General features: G+C 72.1%; 14 protein-coding genes. 5 read left to right on the top strand and 9 right to left on the bottom strand.

Features of this window, described 5'->3' with window-relative positions; genetic code table 11:
* Positions 1-88 precede the first annotated feature (88 nt).
* Positions 89-3,508 carry a proline dehydrogenase family protein gene (locus tag NMQ01_RS04640; RefSeq protein ID WP_255185700.1) on the top strand — a complete coding sequence of 1,140 codons (3,420 nt, stop codon included), beginning with the start codon at positions 89-91 and terminating at the stop codon, positions 3,506-3,508.
* A gap of 109 nt (positions 3,509-3,617) precedes the next feature.
* Here NMQ01_RS04640 and cimA read toward each other — a convergent pair whose 3' ends face one another.
* The 5 genes from cimA to ilvD form a co-directional block, all read right to left on the bottom strand.
* Positions 3,618-5,198, bottom strand: a complete 1,581-nt coding sequence (gene cimA / locus NMQ01_RS04635) for a citramalate synthase (protein ID WP_255185699.1) — start codon at positions 5,196-5,198, stop codon at positions 3,618-3,620.
* Positions 5,199-5,514: 316 nt separating this feature from the next.
* A complete protein-coding gene (locus tag NMQ01_RS04630) occupies positions 5,515-6,318 on the bottom strand; it encodes an HAD family hydrolase (protein ID WP_255185698.1) in 804 nt (267 codons plus the stop codon).
* 29 nt (positions 6,319-6,347) lie between these two features.
* Positions 6,348-7,448 carry a branched-chain amino acid aminotransferase gene (locus NMQ01_RS04625; protein ID WP_255185697.1) on the bottom strand — a complete coding sequence of 367 codons (1,101 nt, stop codon included), beginning with the start codon at positions 7,446-7,448 and terminating at the stop codon, positions 6,348-6,350.
* A gap of 63 nt (positions 7,449-7,511) precedes the next feature.
* Positions 7,512-8,558 carry a 3-isopropylmalate dehydrogenase gene (locus NMQ01_RS04620; protein ID WP_255185696.1) on the bottom strand — a complete coding sequence of 349 codons (1,047 nt, stop codon included), beginning with the start codon at positions 8,556-8,558 and terminating at the stop codon, positions 7,512-7,514.
* A 279-nt stretch (positions 8,559-8,837) separates the two neighbouring features.
* A complete protein-coding gene (gene ilvD / locus NMQ01_RS04615) occupies positions 8,838-10,682 on the bottom strand; it encodes a dihydroxy-acid dehydratase (protein ID WP_255185695.1) in 1,845 nt (614 codons plus the stop codon).
* Positions 10,683-11,229: 547 nt separating this feature from the next.
* Here ilvD and NMQ01_RS04610 point away from each other — a divergent pair.
* Positions 11,230-14,784, top strand: coding sequence for an ABC transporter ATP-binding protein (locus NMQ01_RS04610; RefSeq protein WP_255185694.1), 3,555 nt, complete (start codon positions 11,230-11,232; stop codon positions 14,782-14,784).
* Between the two features lie 212 nt (positions 14,785-14,996).
* Here NMQ01_RS04610 and ilvC read toward each other — a convergent pair whose 3' ends face one another.
* From ilvC to NMQ01_RS04595, 3 genes are all read right to left on the bottom strand, one after another.
* Positions 14,997-16,025, bottom strand: coding sequence for a ketol-acid reductoisomerase (ilvC, locus tag NMQ01_RS04605; RefSeq protein WP_255185693.1), 1,029 nt, complete (start codon positions 16,023-16,025; stop codon positions 14,997-14,999).
* Between the two features lie 86 nt (positions 16,026-16,111).
* A complete protein-coding gene (gene ilvN, locus NMQ01_RS04600; RefSeq protein WP_255185692.1) occupies positions 16,112-16,621 on the bottom strand; it encodes an acetolactate synthase small subunit in 510 nt (169 codons plus the stop codon).
* 11 nt (positions 16,622-16,632) lie between these two features.
* A complete protein-coding gene (locus NMQ01_RS04595; RefSeq protein ID WP_255185691.1) occupies positions 16,633-18,504 on the bottom strand; it encodes an acetolactate synthase large subunit in 1,872 nt (623 codons plus the stop codon).
* A 382-nt stretch (positions 18,505-18,886) separates the two neighbouring features.
* Between NMQ01_RS04595 and NMQ01_RS04590 the strand changes: the two genes are divergently transcribed.
* The 3 genes from NMQ01_RS04590 to NMQ01_RS04580 all read left to right on the top strand — a co-directional run bounded on the left by NMQ01_RS04590 (position 18,887) and on the right by NMQ01_RS04580 (position 21,358).
* Complete coding sequence (locus NMQ01_RS04590; RefSeq protein ID WP_255185690.1) at positions 18,887-19,807, top strand: GNAT family N-acetyltransferase; 921 nt, start codon at positions 18,887-18,889, stop codon at positions 19,805-19,807.
* A gap of 89 nt (positions 19,808-19,896) precedes the next feature.
* On the top strand, positions 19,897-20,481 hold the full coding sequence (locus NMQ01_RS04585; protein WP_255185689.1) for a carboxymuconolactone decarboxylase family protein: 585 nt from the start codon (positions 19,897-19,899) through the stop codon (positions 20,479-20,481).
* A 4-nt stretch (positions 20,482-20,485) separates the two neighbouring features.
* A complete protein-coding gene (locus tag NMQ01_RS04580) occupies positions 20,486-21,358 on the top strand; it encodes an RNA polymerase sigma-70 factor (RefSeq protein WP_255185688.1) in 873 nt (290 codons plus the stop codon).
* A 63-nt stretch (positions 21,359-21,421) separates the two neighbouring features.
* Here the strand turns inward: NMQ01_RS04580 and NMQ01_RS04575 are convergent, their stop codons facing one another.
* Positions 21,422-21,865 carry a DUF4189 domain-containing protein gene (locus NMQ01_RS04575; protein ID WP_255185687.1) on the bottom strand — a complete coding sequence of 148 codons (444 nt, stop codon included), beginning with the start codon at positions 21,863-21,865 and terminating at the stop codon, positions 21,422-21,424.
* Positions 21,866-21,977: the final 112 nt, after the last annotated feature.

Genomic DNA, 21,977 nt, shown 5'->3' with positions numbered 1-21,977 from the left:
GCCGATCAGACAGATGTATGTCGATGGACGGCTTGGGGCAAACATCTGGCTGTGGTCATTGCCACGTCGCGCGCCTACCGTCGAGAGCATGACGACGACTCCCTCCCTGACGGACCCGGCCACTGCCGCCTTCGCCCCCTTCGTCGAGGACGCGGTGCGTCTCGCGGACCGCTGGGCCGCCGCCGCCCACGCCGGCGAGACGAAGCGTGAGGCGCAGTCGACCGGTCAGCTCGCCGCGCTCCTGTCCGACCACGCCGGCCTCGACATGGCGGTCTTCTTCGTCGACCGCGTCGCGCGGCCGGAGGACGACCGCGTCGCTGCCAACGCGCTCAGCCGGATCACCGCGTCCGACTCGGCCTCCTTCCTCGGCCCGGTCGACCGCGGCCTGCTCGGGCTCGGCGCCCGCGCTGCCAAGATCGCGCCCAAGGTCGTCGTGCCTGCCGCCCGCGCCCGCATGAAGCAGATGGTCGGCCACCTGCTCGTCGACGCCCGCGACCCGCGTCTGGGCAAGCACCTGGCGAAGGCCCGCGAGGACGGGTTCCGCCTCAACATCAACCTCCTCGGCGAGGCCGTGCTCGGCGAGGGCGAGGCCGCCAGCCGCACCGAGCGCACCCGCGAGCTGCTCGAGCGCCCCGACGTCGACTACGTCTCGATCAAGGTCTCCTCGCTCGTCAGCCAGATCAGCACGTGGGACACCGAGGGCACCGTCGAGCGCTGCCTGACCCGGCTGCGCCCGCTCTACGAGACCGCGAAGTCGTCCAGCCCGCACTCCTTCGTCAACCTCGACATGGAGGAGTACCGCGACCTCGAGATGACCATCGAGGTCTTCACCCGGATGCTCTCCGAGCCGCAGTTCCACGACCTCGAGGCCGGCATCGTCCTGCAGGCCTACCTGCCCGACGCGCTGCCCGCCCTCGAGCGGCTCATCGACTTCGCCGTCGCCCGTCGCGCCGCCGGTGGCGCCCCGATCAAGGTGCGTCTCGTCAAGGGCGCCAACCTCGCGATGGAGCGCGTCGAGGCCGTCATGCACGGCTGGGAGCAGGCGCCTTACACGACCAAGGCCGACGTCGACGCCAACTACCTGCGCTGCGTCGAGCGCGCCCTGCGCCCCGACGCCGTCGGCGCGCTGCGCATCGGTGTCGCCTCGCACAACCTCTACGACGTCGCCGCGGCGCACCTGCTCGCGACCGACCGGGGGGCGCAGGACAGCCTCGACATCGAGATGCTCCAGGGCATGTCCCCGGCGCAGGCCCGCGCGGTGCGCGACGCGGTCGGCACGGTCATCCTCTACACGCCGGTCGTCGCCCCCGAGGACTTCGACGCCGCCGTCTCCTACCTCGTGCGTCGCCTCGAGGAGAGCGCCTCCCCGGAGAACTACATCCACGCCTTCTTCTCCGAGGATGCCGCGGCGATCCCCGACCAGGAGGCCCGCTTCCGGGTGAGCGTCGAGGCCATCGGCGACACCCCTGTCGGCCCGCGCCGCTCCGCCGAGCGCCCGCCGATCGGTGACACCTTCGACAACACGCCCGACTCCGACGCCGCCCTGCCCGGCCACCGCGCGTGGGCCGCCCGCGCCGTCGCCGCGCCCCGGCCGGAGCCGACCTCCCCGCACCTGACGAGCACCGCCGCGGTCGACGAGGTCGTCGCCACGGCGCGCACCGCGCACGAGGGCTGGGCGGCACGCCCCGCCGCCGAGCGGGCGGACCTGCTGCGCAAGGCTGCTCGTGAGATCGACTCCCGGCGCGAGCAGATCCTCGCGGTCATGGCCGCCGAGGCCGGCAAGACCGTCGCCGAGGCCGACCCCGAGATCTCCGAGGCGGTCGACTTCGCCCGCTACTACGCCGACCGTGCCCTCGAGCTCGAGGGCGGGGCCATGGTCGACGGGGCGAGCTTCACCCCCTTCGCCCTGACGCTCGTGACACCGCCGTGGAACTTCCCCGTCGCCATCCCGATCGGTGGCGTCCTCGCGGCCCTGGCCGCCGGGTCCTCGGTCGTCATCAAGCCCGCCCCGCAGACGCCCGTGTGCGTCGAGGTCACCGTCGCCGCCCTGCACGACGCCGGCATCCCGCGCGAGGTGCTGCACGTCGTGCGCACCGACGAGGACGAGGTCGGCCAGCACCTCGTCGCGCACGAGGACGTCGACGCCGTCGTGCTCACCGGCGCGAGCGAGACGGCCCGGCTCTTCGCCGGCTGGCGTGCCGGGCGCGAGCACGGCGCCCGCGTCCTCGGCGAGACCTCCGGCAAGAACGCCCTGGTCATCACCCCCTCCGCCGACATCGACCTCGCGGTCGCCGACCTCGTCAGCTCGGCCTTCGGCCACGCCGGCCAGAAGTGCTCCGCCGCCTCCCTCGGCATCCTCGTCGGGTCGATCGGCACGTCGGAGCGCTTCCGCCGCCAGCTCGTCGACGCTGTCGAGTCGATCGCCGTCGGCTGGCCGGCCGACCTGGGCACCCGCATGGGCCCGGTCATCGAGGAGCCCACGGGCAAGCTGCGTCGTGCCCTCACGACGCTCGAGCCGGGCGAGTCCTGGCTCGTCGAGCCGCGCCAGCTCGACGACACCGGCCGGCTGTGGTCGCCGGGCGTCAAGGACGGCGTGCGGCCTCGCTCCTTCTTCCACCTCACCGAGGTCTTCGGCCCGGTGCTCGGCCTGATGCGCGCCGACTCCCTCGACGAGGCGATCGAGCTGCAGAACGCCACCGACTTCGGCCTCACCGGCGGCCTGCACAGCCTCGACGAGGGCGAGATCGCCCACTGGACGGAGACGGTCGCCGTCGGCAACGCCTACGTCAACCGGCACATCACCGGCGCCATCGTGCGCCGCCAGTCCTTCGGCGGGTGGAAGGCCAGCTCGATCGGCCCCGGCGCCAAGGCCGGCGGCCCCAACTACGTCGCCCAGCTCGGCACGTGGACGGGCACCGGCCTGCCGACGAAGGGGGCGCCCGTCACCTCCGCCGTGCGCAGCACCGTCGACGCCCAGCTCGCGACCCTCGGCTCCTCCGTCGGCGACGACGAGCGGGCCTGGCTCGAGGCGGCGCTCGCCAGCGACGCGGCCGCGTGGGCCGATGAGTTCGGCGTCGAGCACGACGAGAGCGCCCTCGTCGTGGAGTCCAATGTCTTCCGCTACCGCCCGCACCCGCGAGTGCTCGTGCGCGCCGGCGGCGGCACACGGGTCGTCGAGCTGCTGCGCCTCGTCGCCGCGGCCACCCTCACCGGCGCCCACGTCGTCGTCTCGGCGGCTCCGGGCCTCGACCTGCCGGGCAGCATCGGGCACGTGCAGGTCGTGGGCGAGGACGACGCGGCCTTCGTCGCCCGCGCGTCGCGCAGCGCGGACGTGCGGGTGCGCACCGTGGGCGCCTGCCTCCCCGCGCTCGTCGACGAGCTCGTCGCCGCAGGCGTCGACGTCATCACCGGCGAGGTCCTGGCCACGGGACGACGTGAGGTCCTCCCCTTCGTCCGGGAGCAGGCGGTGAGCACCACCCGTCACCGCTTCGGCCACGTGGCCGGCTGACCCGTCGACACATGGGCCCATCGATTCTCGGGCGACCCGAGAAACTGCCCCTTGGCAAGGGTTCGGAACTCTTGCGAAGGGGCAGTTTCCCTTGCTCAGTGACCCGCGGTCAGCGCACCGGCACACCCGCGCGCATCAGGCCATAGGTGATGCCGTCGACGAGCGCCTCCCACGAGGCCTCGACGATGTTGGGCGCGACGCCGACCGTCGTCCACGAGGTGTGCTCGTCACTGTGCTCGATGAGCACCCTGGTCGTCGCGTCGGTGCCGTGGGCGGCGTCGAGGATGCGCACCTTGTAGTCGATGAGCTCGATCTGCTCGACCTCGGGGTAGACGGTGACGAGGGCCTGCCGCAGGCCCTGGTCAAGGGCGTTGACCGGGCCATTGCCCTCCCCCGTCGCCACGAGCCGCCGCCCGCCGGCGACCGCCTTGACCGTCGCCTCCGAGAGGGCGTCGTCGCCACCACGGGCGTCGATCATGATCCGCCAGGACTCGACCTGCGCATACTCGAGCGCCTCCTCCTGCAGCTCGCGCCTCAGCAGGAGCTCGAAGCTCGCGTCGGCCGCGTCGAAGGTGTAGCCGCGCTGCTCGAGCTCCTTGACCTTCGCCAGCACGCGGGTCAGGGCCGCGTCGTCGCCGGCGAGGTCGACGCCGAACTCGCGGCTCTTGAGCTCCACCGTCGCCCGCCCGGCCATGTCGGACACGAGCATGCGCATGTCGTTGCCGACGTCCTTGGGCTCGATGTGCTGGTAGAGGTCGGGGTCGACCTTGATCGCGCTCGCGTGCAGCCCGGCCTTGTGCGCGAAGGCCCCCGAGCCGACGTAGGGCTGCCGGGAGAAGTGCGGGAAGTTGGTCACCTCGCTCACCGCGTGCGCGATGCGGGTGGCGTCCTGCAGCCGGTAGGGCTCGACGAGGTCCATGCCGAGCTTGAGCTGGAGGTTGGCGACGACGGTGATGAGGTCGGCATTGCCCGTGCGCTCGCCATAAGCGTTGACCGTGCCCTGGACGTGGTCGGCGCCGGCCTCGACGGCAGCCATGGTGTTGGCGACGGCGCACCCGGTGTCGTTGTGGCAGTGGATGCCCAGCCGCGCACCGGTCGCCTCGATGACGTCGGCGACGGCGTCGCGCACCTGCCCGGGCAGCATGCCGCCGTTGGTGTCGCACAGCGCGATGACCTCGGCGCCGGCCTCGTGGGCGGCACGCACGCAGGCGAGAGCGTAGTCGCGGTCGAGCTGGTAGCCGTCGAAGAAGTGCTCCCCGTCGACCATGACCGTGCGCCCCTGGGCGCGCAGGTGGGCGACGGTGTCGGTGATCATCGCGAGATTTTCCTCGCGCGTCGTGCGCAGCGCGCGCTCGACGTGGCCCGGGTGCATCTTCGCCACGAGGGTGATGACCTCGGCGCCGGAGTCGAGCAGCGCCTGCACCTGCGGGTCGGTGGCGGCGGAGCCGCCGGCCTTGCGCGTCGCGCCGAAGGCGGCGAGCGTCGCGCAGCGCAGCTCCAGCTCGGTGCGGGCCCGGCGGAAGAACTCGGTGTCGTTGGGGTTGGCCCCGGGCCAGCCCCCTTCGATGTGGGTCACGCCCAGCTCGTCGAGGTGACGGGCGATGGTCAGCTTGTCCCCGACGGAGAGGTTGATCCCCTCCTGCTGGGCGCCGTCGCGCATCGTCGTGTCGTAGACGTGGAAGCCGTGCATGTGGATCTCTCGCTTCGGACGAAGGGAGGCGAGCTCGCCTCCTCGAGGAGTGTGACACCTGCTCGTCGCGCCCGTCCGTGGCGGGGGTGATGCTCCGGACCCGTCCGCTGGTCTCGTCCCTGCCCGAGAAAAGCGAAAGACCCCCCGGGTGTGGGAGGTCCGCGCGACGAGCAGGTGGCTCGTCGCGCCTAGATAATGAGCTCGGCTGCGGTGGCAGCTCGGGTCGTCATCTGGGGCATCACCCGACCACCATGGCACCGTCCCACGAGTCGGTCATCCCGCGTCCGCCCTGCGAGACGCTCGCAGAGCGAGCTCCTCAGGGACCGGATGGACGCAGGAGCCCCTCGAGCACCTGGGCGACCCCGTCGTCGTCGTTGGCCGGGGCGCGGTCGGTGGCGGCGGCGAGGACATCGTCGTGGGCATTGGCCACGGCGAAGGAGCGCCCCGCCCAGGTGAGCATCGGCAGGTCGTTGGGCATGTCGCCGAAGGCCCACACCTCCCCCGCGTCGATCCCGAGCTCCGCGCACCAGCCGGCGAGTGCGGCGGCCTTGGTGACCCCCTTCGCCGAGACCTCGGCCAGGCCACCGGCGCCGCTGAAGGCGACGACCGCACGGTCGCCGACGATCTCGGTCACCGCGACGATGAACTCCTCGTCGTCGAGATGAGGGTTGCGGGCGAGGAGCTTGCCGACGCCGGCGTCGGTGAGGTGCTCGATGGCGTGCGTCGTGACGAGCTCCTCGGGATGGTCGTGGATCGCGGCGAACATGCTCTCCGCGGCCAGCCCGCAGTGCCGCTCGGCGGCGAAGCCGGTGCCCGGCAGCTGCTCCCGCAGGTCGCGCACGACCTCGGTGACGACCTCACGCGGGATCGAGCGCACCCCGAAGACCCGCCGCTCGGCGACGTCGTAGCGGAAAGCGCCGTTGCCGCACAGGGCGACCCCTCGCGTGCCGACGACGTGCGCGAGCTCGTCGAGCCAGCGGGGCGGGCGGGCCGTGACGAGGACCGTCTCGAGCCCCGCGTCGGCGACGGCGCGAAGGGCGTCGACCGAGCGGGCGGAGACGGTCCCGTCGCTACGCAGGAGGGTGCCGTCGAGATCGGTGGCGATGAGGCGAGGGGTCACCTGGCTACCTCGGTGCGGTGCTGAGGTGCTCAGACGAGGCGGGTCATCCAGCCGCGGGTGTCCTCGGCGACGCCGTACTGGATGTCGAGCAGGCTCTGGCGGATGGTGCGGGTCATCTCGCCACCGCCCTCGCCACCGGTGGACGGGGCCGAGCCGCCGGCCCAGCGAAGCTCGCCGACCGGGGTGACGACGGCGGCGGTGCCGCAGGCGAAGACCTCGGTGATCTCGCCGGAGGCGACGCCCTCCTTCCACCAGTCGATCTCGATGCGCGACTCCTCGGGCGTCAGACCGAGGTCGGGCGCGAGCGCGAGGATCGAGTCGCGGGTGACGCCCTCGAGGATCGAGCCGGTGAGCGCGGGGGTGCGCAGGCGGCCGTCCTTGGTGACGAAGAAGAGGTTCATCCCGCCGAGCTCTTCGATGTAGGTGTGCGTCGAGGAGTCGAGGAAGACGGCCTGGTCGCAGCCCTGGGCCTGACCCTCGAGCTGGCCGGCGAGCGAGGAGGCGTAGTTGCCACCGCACTTGGCGTCGCCCGTGCCGCCCTCGCCGGCGCGGGCGTAGTCCTGGCTGACCCAGAGGTTGACCGGCTTGAGGCCGCCGGAGAAGTAGGCGCCGGCGGGGCTGGCGATGACCGAGAAGGTCACCTCGTTGGCCGGGCGCACCCCGAGGAATGCCTCGGAGGCGAACATGAAGGGCCGCAGGTAGAGGCTCGTCTCCCCCGTGCCGTAGGCGGGGACCCACGTCTCGTCGGCCTGGACGAGCGCGCGGATCGCCCCGACGAAGTCCTCCTCCGGCAGCACGGGCAGCGCGAGCCGCTCGCAGCTGCGGGCCATGCGGGCCGCGTTGCGGTCGGGGCGGAAGGTCCACACCGAGCCGTCTTCGTGGCGGTAGGCCTTCATCCCCTCGAAGACTTCCTGCGCGTAGTGCAGGACGGCCGCGGCGGGGCTCAGCTGCAGCGGACCGAAGGCCCGCACCTGCCCGTCGTGCCAGCCCTCCCCCTTCGTCCACGTGGCCACGGCCATGTGGTCGGTGAAGGTCGAACCGAAGCCGGGGTTGGCCAGGACGGCCTCGCGGTCGGCGTCAGGAAGGGGGGCGTCGCTGCGGGTGGTCGTGAAGGTCAGCTCGGCGGTCATCTGGGGTACGTCTCCTCGGGGGTGCGGGTCTGCTCGCAGGGTAGTCCCACCATGTGGGACACGTCATACGCGGGCAGCGATGGCATCCCCGATCTGGCTCGTGGACCGCTCCCCCGCGCGCTCGGCGAGGTCGCCGGCGACGGCGGCCTCGATCCGCTGGGCGTCGTCGGCGAGGCCGAGGTGGTCCAGCAGCATCGCCGCGGAGAGGATCGCGGCGGTCGGGTCGGCCTTGCCCTGGCCGGCGATGTCGGGGGCGGACCCGTGGACCGGCTCGAACATGCTCGGGGCCTCGCGGGTGGGGTTGATGTTGCCGCTCGCGGCGAGACCGATGCCGCCGGCGACGGCCGCGGCGATGTCGGTGATGATGTCGCCGAAGAGGTTGTCGGTGACGATGACGTCGAAGCGTGCCGGGTCGGTGGCGAGGAAGATCGTCGCCGCGTCGACGTGCTGGTAGGCGGTCTCGACGTCGGGGAACTCCGCGCCGACCTCCTCGACGGTGCGGCGCCACAGGTGGCCGGCGTGGGTGAGCACGTTGTGCTTGTGGACGAGGGTCAGGTGCTTGCGCGGGCGGGCCTGGGCGCGGGCGAAGGCGTCACGCACGACGCGCTCGATGCCGAAGCGGGTGTTGACGCTGACCTCGGTCGCGACCTCGTGCGGGGTGCCGACGCGCAGCGCGCCGCCGTTGCCGACATAGGGGCCCTCGGTGCCCTCTCGGACGACGACGAAGTCGAGTCCCTTGCTCGTCACGTGCTCGGCGAGCGGGCTGGTGACGCCGGGGAAGAGCTTGGCCGGGCGCAGGTTGACGTAGTGGTCGAGCGCAAAGCGAAGGGGGAGCAACACGCCCCGCTCGAGGACGCCGGAGGGCACGGTCGGGTCGCCGATGGCGCCGAGCAGGATGCCGTCGTGGCCGCGCAGCTCCTCGACGACCGAGTCCGGCAGCGTCTCGCCGGTGCGGTGCCAGCGGGCCGCGCCGAGGTCGTACTCGGTCGTCCGCAGGTCGACACCGCTGACGCCGAGGACCTTGAGCCCCTCGGCCACCACCTCGGGGCCGATCCCATCGCCCCCGATGACGGCGATGTCGAAGCTGGTCTGCGCTGCGTCGGTGCTCATGGCTTCAGGCTAGGCGCGCGTCCCGACATGTGAAATCCGTGTCCCGGCATGTGGGCGCCCCTCGCTGGCGCTCCCGGAAGGAAGGGGCCGCGCGAATCAAGGAAAAGTCCGGACTTCGCACGGTCGCGACGTGCACGACGAGCGGTCCGGACTTTTCCCCAGCGCGACCGCTTCCCTCCGGGAGCCCTCCCTTCGTCCGGAGGCACCCGAGACGACCGCGCCCTTCGAGACGGCCGCGGGCGGCCTCCTCAGGGAGCGAGGGGCGCGAAGGGAGCGGGGTCAGTCGACCTTGCGGGCGGCGCCCTTGTCGGCGGACTGGGCGAACTTCGCGAAGATCTTCAGGGCCGGGGTCACCTTGCGGGGGCGGGGGGCGGCGGGTGCCCACCCCTTCGCGTCCTGCTCGGTGCGGCGACGCTGCAGCTCCTCGTCGTCGACGAGCAGGTTGACCCGGCGACCGGGGATGTCGAACTCGATGACGTCACCGTCGCGGACCAGGCCGATGGCGCCGCCGGAGGCGGCCTCCGGGGAGACGTGCCCGATCGACAGGCCGGACGAGCCACCGGAGAAGCGGCCGTCGGTGATCAGGGCGCACTTGGGGCCGAGGCCGGTGCCCTTGAGGTAGGAGGTGGGGTAGAGCATCTCCTGCATGCCGGGGCCGCCCTTGGGGCCCTCGTAGCGGATGACGACGACCTCGCCCTCCTGCACCTGCTTGGACAGGATCATCTCGACCGCGGCCTCCTGCGACTCGGCGACGCGGGCGGGACCGGAGAAGTTCCACTGGTGCTCGGGCACGCCGGCGGTCTTGACGATGCAACCGTCCGGCGCGAGGTTGCCGTGGAGGACCGCCAGGCCCCCTTCGCTCGTGTAGGCGTGCTCCACGGAGCGGATGCACCCGTCCTCGCTGTCGGTGTCGAGGCTCGTCCACCGGTTGGTGGAGGAGAAGGCCTCGGTCGTGCGGACCCCACCGGGGGCGGCGTGGAAGAGCTCGGTGGCCTTGCTCGTCGCGGCGCCGGAGCGGATGTCCCAGTCGGAGAGCCAGGTCTCGAGGTCGGGGCTGTGCACGGACCGGACACTGGCGTCCAGCATGCCGCCGCGGTGCAGCTCGCCGAGGATCGCGGGGATGCCTCCGGCGCGGTGCACGTCTTCCATGTAGTAGTCGCCGCTGTTGGGCGCCACCTTGACCAGGCAGGGCGTGACCCGCGAGAGGGCGTCGATGTCGCTCTGGTCGAAGTCGACCTCCGCCTCCTGCGCCGCGGCGAGCAGGTGGAGGATCGTGTTGGTCGAGCCGCCCATGGCGATGTCGAGGCGCATGGCATTGGCGAAGGCGGGCTTCGTCGCGATCGAGCGCGGCAGCACGGACTCGTCGTCGCCGTCGTAGTAGTCGCGGCACAGGTCGACGACGAGCTTGCCGGCGTCGAGGAAGAGGTCGCGGCGGGCCGAGGCGGTCGCGAGCGTCGAGCCGTTGCCGGGCAGGGAGAGCCCGAGGGCCTCGGTGAGGCAGTTCATCGAGTTGGCGGTGAACATGCCCGAGCAGGACCCGCACGTCGGGCAGGCGGACTGCTCGATCGCGGTGATCTCGTCGTCGCTGACGTTGTCGTCGACGGCCTTGACCATCGCGTCGACGAGGTCGAGCCGGGTGTAGGTCTCGCCGTCGTCACCGATGATCGCCTTGCCGGCCTCCATCGGGCCGCCGGAGACGAAGACGGTCGGGATGTTCAGCCGCAGCGCGGCCAGGAGCATGCCGGGCGTGATCTTGTCGCAGTTGGAGATGCACACGAGGGCGTCGGCGCAGTGCGCGTTGACCATGTACTCGATCGAGTCGGCGATGACCTCTCGGCTGGGCAGCGAGTAGAGCATGCCGTCATGACCCATCGCGATGCCGTCGTCGACGGCGATGGTGTTGAACTCCTTGCCCACTCCCCCGGCCTCCTCGACGGCGCCGGCGACGAGCTGGCCCATGTCCTTGAGGTGCACGTGCCCGGGGACGAACTGGGTGAAGGAGTTGGCGATCGCGACGATCGGCTTGCCGAAGTCCCCTTCGCCCATGCCGGTGGCGCGCCAGAGGGCACGGGCACCGGCCATGTTGCGTCCGTGGGTCGTCGTGCGGGATCGAAGCTGCGGCATGGGATCCACGGTATGCCGCCGGTCCGGAGGTTGATACCGCGTCTCACATGCAGACCGCCCCCGCACCTCGAGGCACACGCAGACCGCCCCACGTTCGTCGAGGTGCGAGCTTGCGAGCCTCGAGACGCAGGGCGGTCAGTGGTGATGGGTGGCGCGTGCGCTCACTCGCCGCTGTCGCGGCGGTCCAGGCTCTCCTGGAGGGCGCGGCGTGCCTCGTTGGCCTCGTCACTCATGACGGCTCCTGTGGTCGTGCGGTGGCGCAGGTCAGGCACGACGTGGGTGGGGGTGCCGCTGGTGCGAAGGGGGTGGAGCCGGGTGTGGCGCCGATCGTCCGACGGTACGCGGGCCGGGTGAGTGGACGGAACCCCCGGTCCAGTCGTTGGACGGCCGTCTCGCGGGGTGGGAGCCGACCCCCAGCAGGGTGCCGCCGGGCCACCAACTCTGCAAAACCCTAGGGTCTTGCAGAGTTGGTACGCCCACACCGTGGGCACCGGGGCCGAAAAATCGGAGGCGCGGTGTCGGTGGGCGGACATAGCCTTGACAGGCCATGACGCAGACCCTCGAGCGGACCGCCGCGACGCCCCAGACCACCGCCGAGCCCCAGCCCCCGGAGCGCACCGTCGACTGGCGCCGGATGCGCTCGCCCGCCGCCGCCGCGGCGCTGGTGTGCTCGGCCCTGGCCGCGATCTCGCTCACCCTCGGCACGGTCGTCGTGGGCCGGCTCGCCGAGACCCCGTCGACCTCCCTCGTCCAGCTCCTCGCGGTCCTCGTCATCGGTGGCGCCCTCGTCGACAACATCGGCAAGGTCGTGTGGGTCGGCCTGTCCGACCGGGCCGAGGGCGTCCTGCGCGACGACCTGCTCGACGCCGCACTCGCCCAGCCCGTCGCGATCCTCTCCGAGCAGGCCGCCGGCGAGATCCTCGACCGCGTCGACGACGACACCCACGAGGTCGGCAACCTCATGCGGTGGCAGGTGTGGATGTTCGCCCGCACCGCCTTCTCCGTCCTGCCGATGTGGATCGTCGCGGGCGTGACGTGGTGGCCGGCGTGGCTGCTCTTCCCGCTGCTGGCCGCGCTCACCTGGCTCGCGGTGCGCCCGCTGCTCGGCGAGATCGCCCGGCGCAAGGTCATCGAGGAGGCCGCCTGGACCGACCACGCGAGCGCTCTCGAGGAGGGCATCGCCGGGCGTGACGACCTGCGCACGAGCCTGGGTCAGGCCCACATGGTCCAGCGCCTCGCGACGCTCACCGCCCGGGTGCACGCCCGCTTCTGCGACGTCGTCGTCCTCGAGAGCCGGCTCGCCCGTCGCGCCGGCCTGCTCCTCCACGCGCTGCTCGCGGGCATCGGCGTGGCCGGCATCGCGCTCGCCGTCACCGAGGCGATCTCGGTGGGTGAGCTCGTCACCCTCTTCATCGTCACCTCGACCTTCGTCGGCCTGATCAGCCAGCTCTCGCACCACCTGCCCGACCTGCAGGCCGGGCTCGGCGCGGTGATCCGGCTGCGGCAGATGCTCGCCGTCGAGCCGGAGCCGAAGGGGGGCGCTCCCGTTCCCGCCGGCGCCCAGCTCGCGGTCGAGGTGCGTGGCCTCGACTTCTCCTACGCCGAGGGCAGCTTCGCCCTGCGCGACGTGACCTTCGACGTGCCCGCCGGCGAGACCGTCGCCCTCGTCGGGCGCACCGGCTCGGGCAAGTCGACGCTCGCCTCCTTCATCTCGCGGGCGGTCGAGCCGCCGCGCGGCAGCGTCTTCGTCGGCGGGGTCGACGTGCGTGACATCGACCTGCAGCTGCTGCGCACCGACGTCGGCGTCGTCACCCAGCGCACCGAGATCATCGCCGGCACGCTGGCCGACAACATCACCCTCTTCGACGACACCCCGCGCGCCGACGTCGAGGACGCCGTGCGCGAGCTCGGGCTCGGCGAGTGGGTCGAGGGCCTGCCCGACGGGCTCGACACCCTGCTCGGCCCCGGCGGCACCACCCTGTCCTCCGGCGAGGAGCAGCTCGTCGCCTTCGCCCGGCTGCTCGTGCGCGACGTGCGCGTCGTCGTCCTCGACGAGGCGACCGCCCGGATGGACCCGCTCACCGAGCGCCGGGTCGTCTCGGCCGCCGACCGCCTGCTCGTCGGGCGCACCGGCATCCTCATCGCCCACCGGCTCAACACCATCGAGCGGGCGCCGCACGTCGTCGTCCTCGACCACGGCCGGGTCATCCAGCACGGACGCCGCACCGAGCTCGCCCAGGCGGACGGCCCCTTCCGCATCCTCCTGCTCGACAGCCGTGCCGAGGCCGACGTCGACGCGTCGGCGTCCGCGCAGGGCGAGCGCCCCCCTTCGTCCGGGCCCGACGTCGACCACGCCGACCTCGACCCGGTCGGCGGACGCCGCCGCACGACCACTCCCCCGGACCTGCCCGAGGTCGGCACCGGGCCGACGCTCGCCCGCGGCATCGCGCACGCGCTGTCGGTCAAGCCGACGTGGGGCATCGCGGGAGCGCTGTGCTTCCTGCTCATGTCGGTGCTCGGCGCACAGGGTGCGGTCACCGGGCTCGTCTGGGGCACGGTCGTCGAGGACCTGCAGGCCGGGCACACTCCGACCCTCCTCGGCGGTGTGCTCGTCGGCTGCCTGCTCGTCGTGCCCTTCCTCACCGCATCGGCCTTCTTCCGCTACCCGCGCTGGTGGATCGAGGTCATGCTGCGCACCCGCATGGCGGTGCTCGTCGGCCAGACCCGCACCGAGCGGCTGCCGCGCACGCCCCCGGGTGAGGTCGTCGCCCGCTCGATGGACGCCGACCGCTACGCGCGCTACGCCGACCGGTGGGTCGACTTCATCAACGGCATGGTCATCGCCGCGCTGACCGCGGTGCTCGCGGGCACGTGGGTCGCCGGCGCCGTCCTGCTCGCCGTCATGGTGACCTCGGCGGTCGCCGCGACCTTCGGTCGGCCGATCGCCGGGCGCTCCGCCGCAGCGGCGTCGGCGGCCCGCGCCCGCTTCGGCCGTGCGGTCGTCTCCACCCTCGAGTCGGTGCGCACGATCAAGCTCGCCGCGGCGACCCCCTTCGTCCGCCGTCACCTGCGGCAGGTCGACGGTGGCCGGGTCGACGCGGCGGTGCGCGAGCACCGGGTGCAGGCCGTGCTCGACGCCGTCCCGCTCGTCATGGTCCAGTGCGGCGTCGTCGCGACGTGGTGGATCCACGTCTCCGGCGGCTGGGGCCTGGGCACCGCGATCCTCGTCTCGGGCGCGGTCATGGGCTTCGACTGGTTCGGCCGCGTCGCGAGCATGGTCGTCACCGAGGCCCCGGGCACGCGCGCCTGGCAGGTCGAGACCGCGCGCTTCGCCGGCGGTGTCGACCTCATGGACCTGCCCGAGGGCGTCGACCTCGTCGAGGGCACCGCCCCCACGCCGGTCGCCGGCGAGCGCGAGCCGCTGCAGCGCCTCGAGCTGCGCGATGTCAGCGTCGTGCACGACGACGGCACGGTGGGCGCGAGCGACATCGACCTGAGCATCGAGCGCGGTCAGCTCGTGCTGCTCGTCGGCCAGGTCGGCTCCGGCAAGTCGAGCCTGCTCGCGGCCCTCGCCGGTCTCGTCGACCACCGTGGTCAGCTGCTGTGGAACGGCACTCCCGTCACCAACGCGCAGCGCACCCTGCGCCCGGGCCGGGTGGCCCACGTCGCGCAGGTGCCGCGGGTGCTGTCCGGCACCTTCGTCGACAACGTGCGGCTCGGGCACGAGCGCCCCTTCGACGAGCCGGTGGCCCTCGCGCGGTTGAGCGAGGACGTCGCCGCGGCCGGCGGTCCCGACTCGCTCGTCGGTCATCGCGGTGTGCGCCTGTCCGGTGGGCAGGTCCAGCGCCTCGCCCTGGCGCGGGCGCTCGCGACCGAGGCCGAGCTGCTCCTCGCCGACGACGTGTCCTCCGCACTCGACGCGACGACCGAGATCGCCCTGTGGCGGGGTCTGCGCGAGCGTGGCGCCACCGTCATCGGTGCGACCTCGAAGCGCGCGGCGCTCGAGCAGGCCGACCGGGTCGTCGTCCTCGTCGGCGGCCGGGCCGCCGCCAGCGGCCCGTGGGCCGACCTCGCCCCGACGTGGGGTCACCTCGCGGGCTGACCCTGCGCAGGCGGGCCGGTCCTCCGGCACGTCCCAACATGACGAAGGGGGGCGCCCCGGCTGGTGAGCCGGTGGGCGCCCCCGTCGGGGACCCGCCGCGGGGTGACCGCGTCGGGAGTCAGGTGGAGGATCAGCGAGCGGCTCTCATGCGCCCGCTTCCTCGGCGCTGCGCTCCTCGCTCGCTAGCGCTCGCTGCGATGCTCGCGCTGTCGTCAGCGAGCGGCCGAGCCCTCGGTGTAGTCGTCGTCGCCGGACTGCCACGCGAAGTGCGAGCGCAGCGCCTTGCCGGTGGCCTCGATCGGGTGACCGGCCTCCTGCTCGCGCAGCTGCTGGAACTCGACGGCGCCCTTGTCCTGGTCCTCGATGAAGCGCTTGGCGAAGGACCCGTCCTGGATGTCGGCAAGGATGCCCTTCATCGACTCCTTGACCTTGGCGTCGACGACCCGCGGGCCGGAGACGTAGTCGCCGTACTCGGCGGTGTCGGAGATCGACCAGCGCTGCTTGGCGATGCCGCCCTCCCACATGAGGTCGACGATGAGCTTGAGCTCGTGGAGGACCTCGAAGTAGGCGATCTCCGGCTGGTAGCCGGCCTCGGTCAGCGTCTCGAAGCCCGCCTGGACGAGGTGCGACATGCCACCGCAGAGGACGGCCTGCTCGCCGAAGAGGTCGGTCTCGGTCTCCTCGGTGAAGGTCGTCTTGATGACGCCGGCGCGGGTGCCGCCGATGCCCTTGGCGTAGGAGGCGGCGATGTCCCAGGCCGTGCCCGAGGCGTCCTGCTCGACGGCGATGATGTCCGGGATGCCGCGGCCGTCCACGTACTCGCGACGCACGGTGTGGCCCGGCGCCTTGGGCGCGACGAGGATGACGTCGACTCCCTCGGGCGCCTGGATGTAGCCGAAGCGCACGTTGAAGCCGTGGCCGAAGACGAGGACGTCGCCCTCCTTGAGCTCCGGCGCGATGTCGTCGGCGTAGAGGTGACGCTGCACCTGGTCGGGCGCGAGGATGACGATGACGTCGGCCTCGGCGGCGGCCTCGCGCGGGGTGAGGACCTTCAGCCCCTCGGCCTCGGCCTTGGCGCGGCTCTTGCTGCCCTCCTTGAGGCCGACGCGCACGTCGACGCCGCTGTCGCGCAGGTTGAGCGCGTGGGCGTGGCCCTGCGAGCCGTAGCCGATGACGGCAACCTTGCGGCCCTGGATGATGGACAGGTCGGCGTCGTCGTCGTAGATCAGTTCGGCGGCCATGGGGCACTTCTCCTTGTGTCGTGGTGGTGCAGTCGTGGGGTGGTCGTCATCGTCTCCCGCCACGTGGGACGAGGGACGAAGGGGGGTCAGTGTCGGGAGCGGTCGGTGATGGAGCGGGGGCCGCGGCCGATGGCCACGACACCCGACTGGACGAGCTCCTTGATGCCGTAGGGCTCGAGGATCTCGAGCATCGCGGCGATCTTGTCGGAGTTGCCGTAGACCTGCAGGGTCATCGCGTCGGTCGTCGTGTCGACGATCTTCGCCTTGAACATCTGCGCGGTCTCGAGGATCCCGCTGCGGTTGCTCGCCTCGGCGCGCACCTTGACCAGGACGATCTGGCTCGTCACGGAGGCGAGCGGGTCGAGCTCGACGACCTTGAGCACCTCGACGAGCTTGTTGAGCTGCTTGGTCACCTGCTCGAGCGGGAGCTGGTCGACGTCGACGACGACGGTCATCCGGGAGACCTCGGGGTGCTCGGTCGGGCCGACGGCGAGCGAGTCGATGTTGAACCCGCGGCGGGAGAAGAGGGCCGAGATCCGGGCGAGGACGCCGGGCTTGTTCTCGACGAGGACGGAGAGGGTGTGCTTCGTGCTCACGGGTCGCTACCTCACTTGCCGTCGTGGTCGGCGTCGGTGGACTGCTCGATGGCCTCGGACTCCTCGCGGTCCCACACGGGCGCGGCGTCACGGGCGATCTGGATGGCGTCGTTGCTCACGCCGGCCGGAACCATCGGCCAGACCATGGCGTCGCGCTCGACGACGAAGTCGATGACGACCGGGCGGTCGTTGATCGCCATCGCCTGCTCGATCGTCGCGTCGAGGTCCTCGGGGCGCTCGCAGCGCAGGCCGACGCAGCCGTAGGCCTCGGCGAGCTTGACGAAGTCGGGGATCCGGCTGCCGACCGAGGTGTGCAGGTCGGTGTTGGAGTAGCGCTCGTTGTAGAAGAGCGACTGCCACTGGCGCACCATGCCCAGGCTCGAGTTGTTGATGATCGCGACCTTGATCGGGATGTCGTTGATGACGCAGGTGGCGAGCTCCTGGTTGGTCATCTGGAAGCAGCCGTCGCCGTCGATGGCCCACACGACCCGGTCGGGCTCGCCGACCTTGGCACCCATGGCCGCGGGCACCGAGTAGCCCATGGTCCCGGCGCCGCCGGAGTTGAGCCACGAGTTCGGGCGCTGGTAGCCGATGAACTGCGCGGCCCACATCTGGTGCTGGCCCACGCCCGCGGCGTAGACGGCCTCGGGGCCGGCGATCTCGCCGAGCCGCTCGATGACCTGCTGCGGCATGAGGGCGCCCTCGCCGTGCGAGGTGTAGCCGACGGGGTAGTCCTGCGACCACCGCGTCGTCGTCGCCGACCACTCGCGGTAGAGGCCAGGACCGATGCCGGCGGCCTCCCCTTCGCCCGCCTCGACCGCGGCGATGAGCTCGCTGATGATCGCCTTGGCGTCGCCGACGATCGGCACGTCCGCGACGCGGTTCTTCGAGATCTCGGCCGGGTCGATGTCGGCGTGGATGACCTTGGCCCCCGGCGCGAAGGACGACAGCTGCCCGGTGACCCGGTCGTCGAAGCGCGCGCCGACGGCGATGATCAGGTCGCTGCGCTGAAGCCCGGTCACCGCGGCGACCGAGCCGTGCATGCCGGGCATGCCCAGGTGCAGCGGGTGGCCGTCGGGGAAGGCCCCGCGCGCCATGAGGGTCGTGACGACCGGGATGCCGGTGAGCTCGGCCAGGCGACGCAGCTCGGCGTCGGCACCGGCGCGGATGACCCCGCCACCGACGTAGAGGATCGGCTGGCGAGAGCCGGCCATGAGGCGCACGGCCTCACGGATCTGCTTGGCGTGCGGACGCGTCACCGGGTGGTAGCCCGGCAGGGCGATCTGCGGCGGCCACGCAAAAGTGGTGGTGGCCTGCAGCGCGTCCTTCGAGATGTCGACGAGGACGGGGCCGGGTCGGCCGGTGCTCGCGATGTGGAAGGCCTCGGCGATGACCCGCGGGATCTCCGCGGCGTCGGTGACGAGGTAGTTGTGCTTGGTGATCGGCATGGTGATGCCGCGGATGTCCGCCTCCTGGAAGGCGTCGGTGCCGATCGAGCTCGAGGCGACCTGCCCCGTGATCGCGACCATCGGGACCGAGTCCATGTGGGCATCGGCGATGGCCGTGACGAGGTTGGTGGCGCCCGGGCCGGAGGTCGCCATGCACACGCCGACCTTCCCGGTCGCGGAGGCATAGCCCTCGGCCGCGTGGCCGGCGCCCTGCTCGTGGCGCACGAGGATGTGGCGGACCTTGACCGAGTCCATGAGCGGGTCGTAGGCGGGCAGGATCGCCCCGCCGGGGATCCCGAAGACGACCTCGGCACCGACGCTCTCGAGCGCGAGGACGAGGCTCTGCGCTCCGGTCACCTGCTCTGGGGTCGGTCGGGCCTCCGCCCGGCGCGCCAGCGCTGCCGGGGTCGGGGCGCTGCTGGTCGTGTCAGTCACCGTGTGTCCTTCGGTTTGCCGTGCCATCCGTCCTGCTCCTCACATCTTCTCCCGGCATGAAAAAGCCCCTCAGTCCTGGTCCGGACGTGAAGGGCGCGCGCTGCGTCGACGAACGGGTCGTCGCTCAGGCAGCGCGCCGGGGAAGTACGAGGAGGAGGGCCATGCGGACACTCTCTCCCGACGCGGCCACCGTGTCAATGAATGAGACAACCGCGCCCACCATGTGGGACGCGGCTGTTGGGACCACCCAGCCACAGGCGCCTGACGCAACCCATGGGGACACCCCAACTCTGCAAAACCCTAGGGTTTTGCAGAGTTGGCTGCGCGGTCCCAACGCAAACTCGGGTGACGACAGCAGGACGAAGGGAGGACGCTGGCTCCCATGACCACCGGCACCTCCTTCGCGCTCCCCCGTGGGATCGACCTGCACCCCCGGCCGCTCCGACCGGACGACGCGGAGGCGGTCGTCGCCCTCGCCCGTGCGGACGAGGCGGAGTCCCTGCCGGAGCCGATGACCGAGCTCGTCGACGTGCAGCGCTCGTGGCGGGCGCCGGACGCCGACCTCGGGCGACGCAGCCTCGGCCTCGTCGACGGTGACGACCTCGTGGCCTATGTCGTCGTCGGCAGGCACGGTCGGCTCGACGCCGTCGTCCCGGCCCGCCTGCGCGGGCGAGGGATCGGCACCGCGCTGCACCGCTGGGCGCGGACGACCGCCGCTGCCCTCGGCGAGCGCGAGGTCGCCCAGACGGTGCCGGTCGGCAGCGCGGCCGAGGCCTTCCTCGTCGCTGCCGGGGCGCACCCGGACTTCGACGCGTGGGTGCTCGAGCTGCCCGCCGAGCGTCGGCTGGAGCCCCAACCGCTCCCCCACGGCCACGACCTCGGCGAGGGGCGGCCCGACGAGATGACCACGGTCCACCGGGTCATCGAGGACGCCTTCGGCGAGTGGCCGGGACGGCAGCCGACGACCTACGAGCAGTGGGCCGCCGACTTCCTCTACGGCGACGAGGCGGCGCCGTGGCGCTGCCGGGTCGTCCGTGACCCCGACGGTGTCGTCGTCGGCGTCGCGATGGTCATCGGCAGCAGCGACGGCATGCTCTGGGTCGACGAGCTCGCCGTGCGCGCCGACCGTCGGGGCCTGGGCCTGGCCCGCGCCCTGCTCGCCGACTCCTTCGCCGAGGGGCGCCGGCGCGGCTTGCCCCGGTCCGGCCTGTCGACCGACTCGCGCACCGGCGCGCTCGGGCTCTACGAGCACGTTGGCATGGAGGTGACCGCGACCTTCCGCCGCCTCGCCCTGCCGGTCTGAGCGACGGCCTCCTGTCACACGGGCGGGGCGGGCGGTGTCTCCATGACGAGCGGCCCGACCGGGGCCCGCACCGACGAAGGGAAACCACCGTGCCCAGCTCCTTCCGCATCCCCCGCAACGACATGTCCTCCCCCTTCGGCCGTGTGGTCGTGGCCATCTGCCGACGTCTCTACGGCGAGGTGCCCGACAACGCCTACGTCCTGGCGCACGACCGCAAGGTGGCGTGGAGCGTCTTCGGCTTCGAGCGCAAGGTCGCCCGGTGGGACGCGCTCGACCCCCACCTCAAGGCCTTCGCCGTCATGGCGACCGCGGCGACGATCGGCTGCTCGTGGTGCCTCGACTTCGGCTACTACACGGCCCACGAGGACGGTCTCGACCTCGACAAGGTGCGCGAGGTGCCGCGCTGGCGCGAGTCGACGGTCTTCACCCCGCTCGAGCGCGAGGTCATGGGCTATGCCGAGGCGATGACCGCGACCCCGCCGCAGGTCACCGACGAGATGTCGGACAACCTGCGCGAGCAGCTCGGCACCGCAGCCCTCGTCGAGCTGACGATGATGGTGGCGGTGGAGAACGAGCGCTCCCGATTCAACGCCGCCGCCGGTCTGGCCAGCCAGGGCTACTCCGACGTCTGCGAGCTGCCGCTCGCACCCACCTCCGGCGACGTGGGACGGTGATCGGGTGAGCACGGACCGCGCCACCGACGCCTGGGTCACCCACCGCAACCTGCTCTTCACGGTCGCCTACGAGATGCTCGGTTCCGCCGCCGACGCCGAGGACGTGCTGCAGGAGGTGTGGCTGCGCTGGTCGCGGGTGATCGACGAGGTGCACGATCCCCGGGCCTACCTCGTGCGGATCACCACCCGCCTCGCGCTCAACCACCTGCGCTCGGCCAGCCGACGGCGCGAGGACTACGTCGGACCGTGGCTGCCCGAGCCCCTGCTCACCACCCGCGACGTCGCCGAGGACGTCGAGCTCGCCGAGAGCGTGTCGACGGCGATGCTCCTCGTCCTCGAGACCCTCGCCCCGATCGAGCGGGCGGTCTTCGTCCTGCGCGAGGTCTTCGACCTGCCCTACGACGAGATCGCGACGGCGGTCGGCAAGAGCACCGACGCCGTGCGCCAGACCGCCCACCGCGCCCGGCAGCACGTCGCCGCGCGTCGCCCGCGGCAGGAGGTGACCGCCGACGAGCAGACGGCGGTCGTCGAGCGCTTCCTCGCCGCCGTGGCCGGCGACGACCTGCAGTCGCTCGTCGACGTGCTCGCCCCCGACGTCGTCCTGCTCACCGACGGTGGCGGGGTCAAGCAGGCCGCGCTGCGACCGATCCTCGGGGTGGACAAGGTGCTGCGCTTCCTCCGCGGCGTCTACGTCTCCGCGACGCGGGCCGAGGCGGTCGAGGTCAACGGCTCCCCCTCCCTTCGTCTCGAGATCGACGGGGAGCTCGAGGCCGTGGCGACCTTCGCCCTCACCGAAGGGCGGGTGAGCGCCGTCTACATCGTGCGCAACCCGCACAAGCTCGGCGGTCTGGCCGCTGCGACGACGCTCGCCCGCTGACGGGACGGCGCAGGGCCGCCCCGGCGTGGTGCCGGGGCGGCCCTGCGTGCGGAGCGCGGCCGATCAGTAGTAGCGCGTGGTGCACAGCCAGGCGCGGGTCTTGACCGTGCCGCTCGTCGAGTAGCCCTTGGCGCGCTTCTGCGCGAGGCGGATCGTGGGCCACTTCGACGAGCCGTAGGCGCTGGCGTAGCGCACCGGGCGGCCCTTGCTGTCGTACTTGACGGCGACGGCGGCGCAGCCGTTGCGCACCCACACGACGTTCTTGCAGTAGGACGAGTAGCTGTAGTTCTTGCAGCGGGTGAGCGCGAGCCGCTCGGCACCCGAGCGGGTCGACGAGTCGTTCATGAGCCCGACGGCGAGCGTACGGGAGTTGATGGCGATGGCGCCGTAGTAGCTGCGGGTCGCCGTGGTCTCGGCGGTGGGCGCGGCCTGGGCGGGCGTGGCGAGCGTGGCGGCGGTCATGACGGAGGCGCCGAGCACTGCGGCGCGGGTGATGAGTGACTTCATGTGGTGACTCCCCGAGTGATGTGGCGTCCCCTGTGGCCGCCACGCGCAGTATTGCGCCCGGTCACGACGGCGTCCATGGGGAGCGCTCCCCATGGACGTCGGCCACCACGAA

This window comes from Janibacter sp. CX7 (genome assembly GCF_024362365.1).
Taxonomy (GTDB): domain Bacteria; phylum Actinomycetota; class Actinomycetes; order Actinomycetales; family Dermatophilaceae; genus Janibacter.
The sequence above is the reverse complement of the archived record's forward strand: the minus strand, read 5'-3'. Positions and strand labels throughout refer to the sequence as shown.

Coding starts and splice junctions, on each gene's coding strand:
- cimA (WP_255185699.1), bottom strand. CDS start 5,198: ATGCACGGCTTCCACGTCTACGACACGACGATGCGCGACGGCGCCCAG.
- NMQ01_RS04610 (WP_255185694.1), top strand. CDS start 11,230: ATGACGCAGACCCTCGAGCGGACCGCCGCGACGCCCCAGACCACCGCC.
- NMQ01_RS04575 (WP_255185687.1), bottom strand. CDS start 21,865: ATGAAGTCACTCATCACCCGCGCCGCAGTGCTCGGCGCCTCCGTCATG.
- NMQ01_RS04620 (WP_255185696.1), bottom strand. CDS start 8,558: ATGAGCACCGACGCAGCGCAGACCAGCTTCGACATCGCCGTCATCGGG.
- ilvD (WP_255185695.1), bottom strand. CDS start 10,682: ATGCCGCAGCTTCGATCCCGCACGACGACCCACGGACGCAACATGGCC.
- NMQ01_RS04590 (WP_255185690.1), top strand. CDS start 18,887: ATGACCACCGGCACCTCCTTCGCGCTCCCCCGTGGGATCGACCTGCAC.
- NMQ01_RS04640 (WP_255185700.1), top strand. CDS start 89: ATGACGACGACTCCCTCCCTGACGGACCCGGCCACTGCCGCCTTCGCC.
- NMQ01_RS04625 (WP_255185697.1), bottom strand. CDS start 7,448: ATGACCGCCGAGCTGACCTTCACGACCACCCGCAGCGACGCCCCCCTT.
- ilvC (WP_255185693.1), bottom strand. CDS start 16,025: ATGGCCGCCGAACTGATCTACGACGACGACGCCGACCTGTCCATCATC.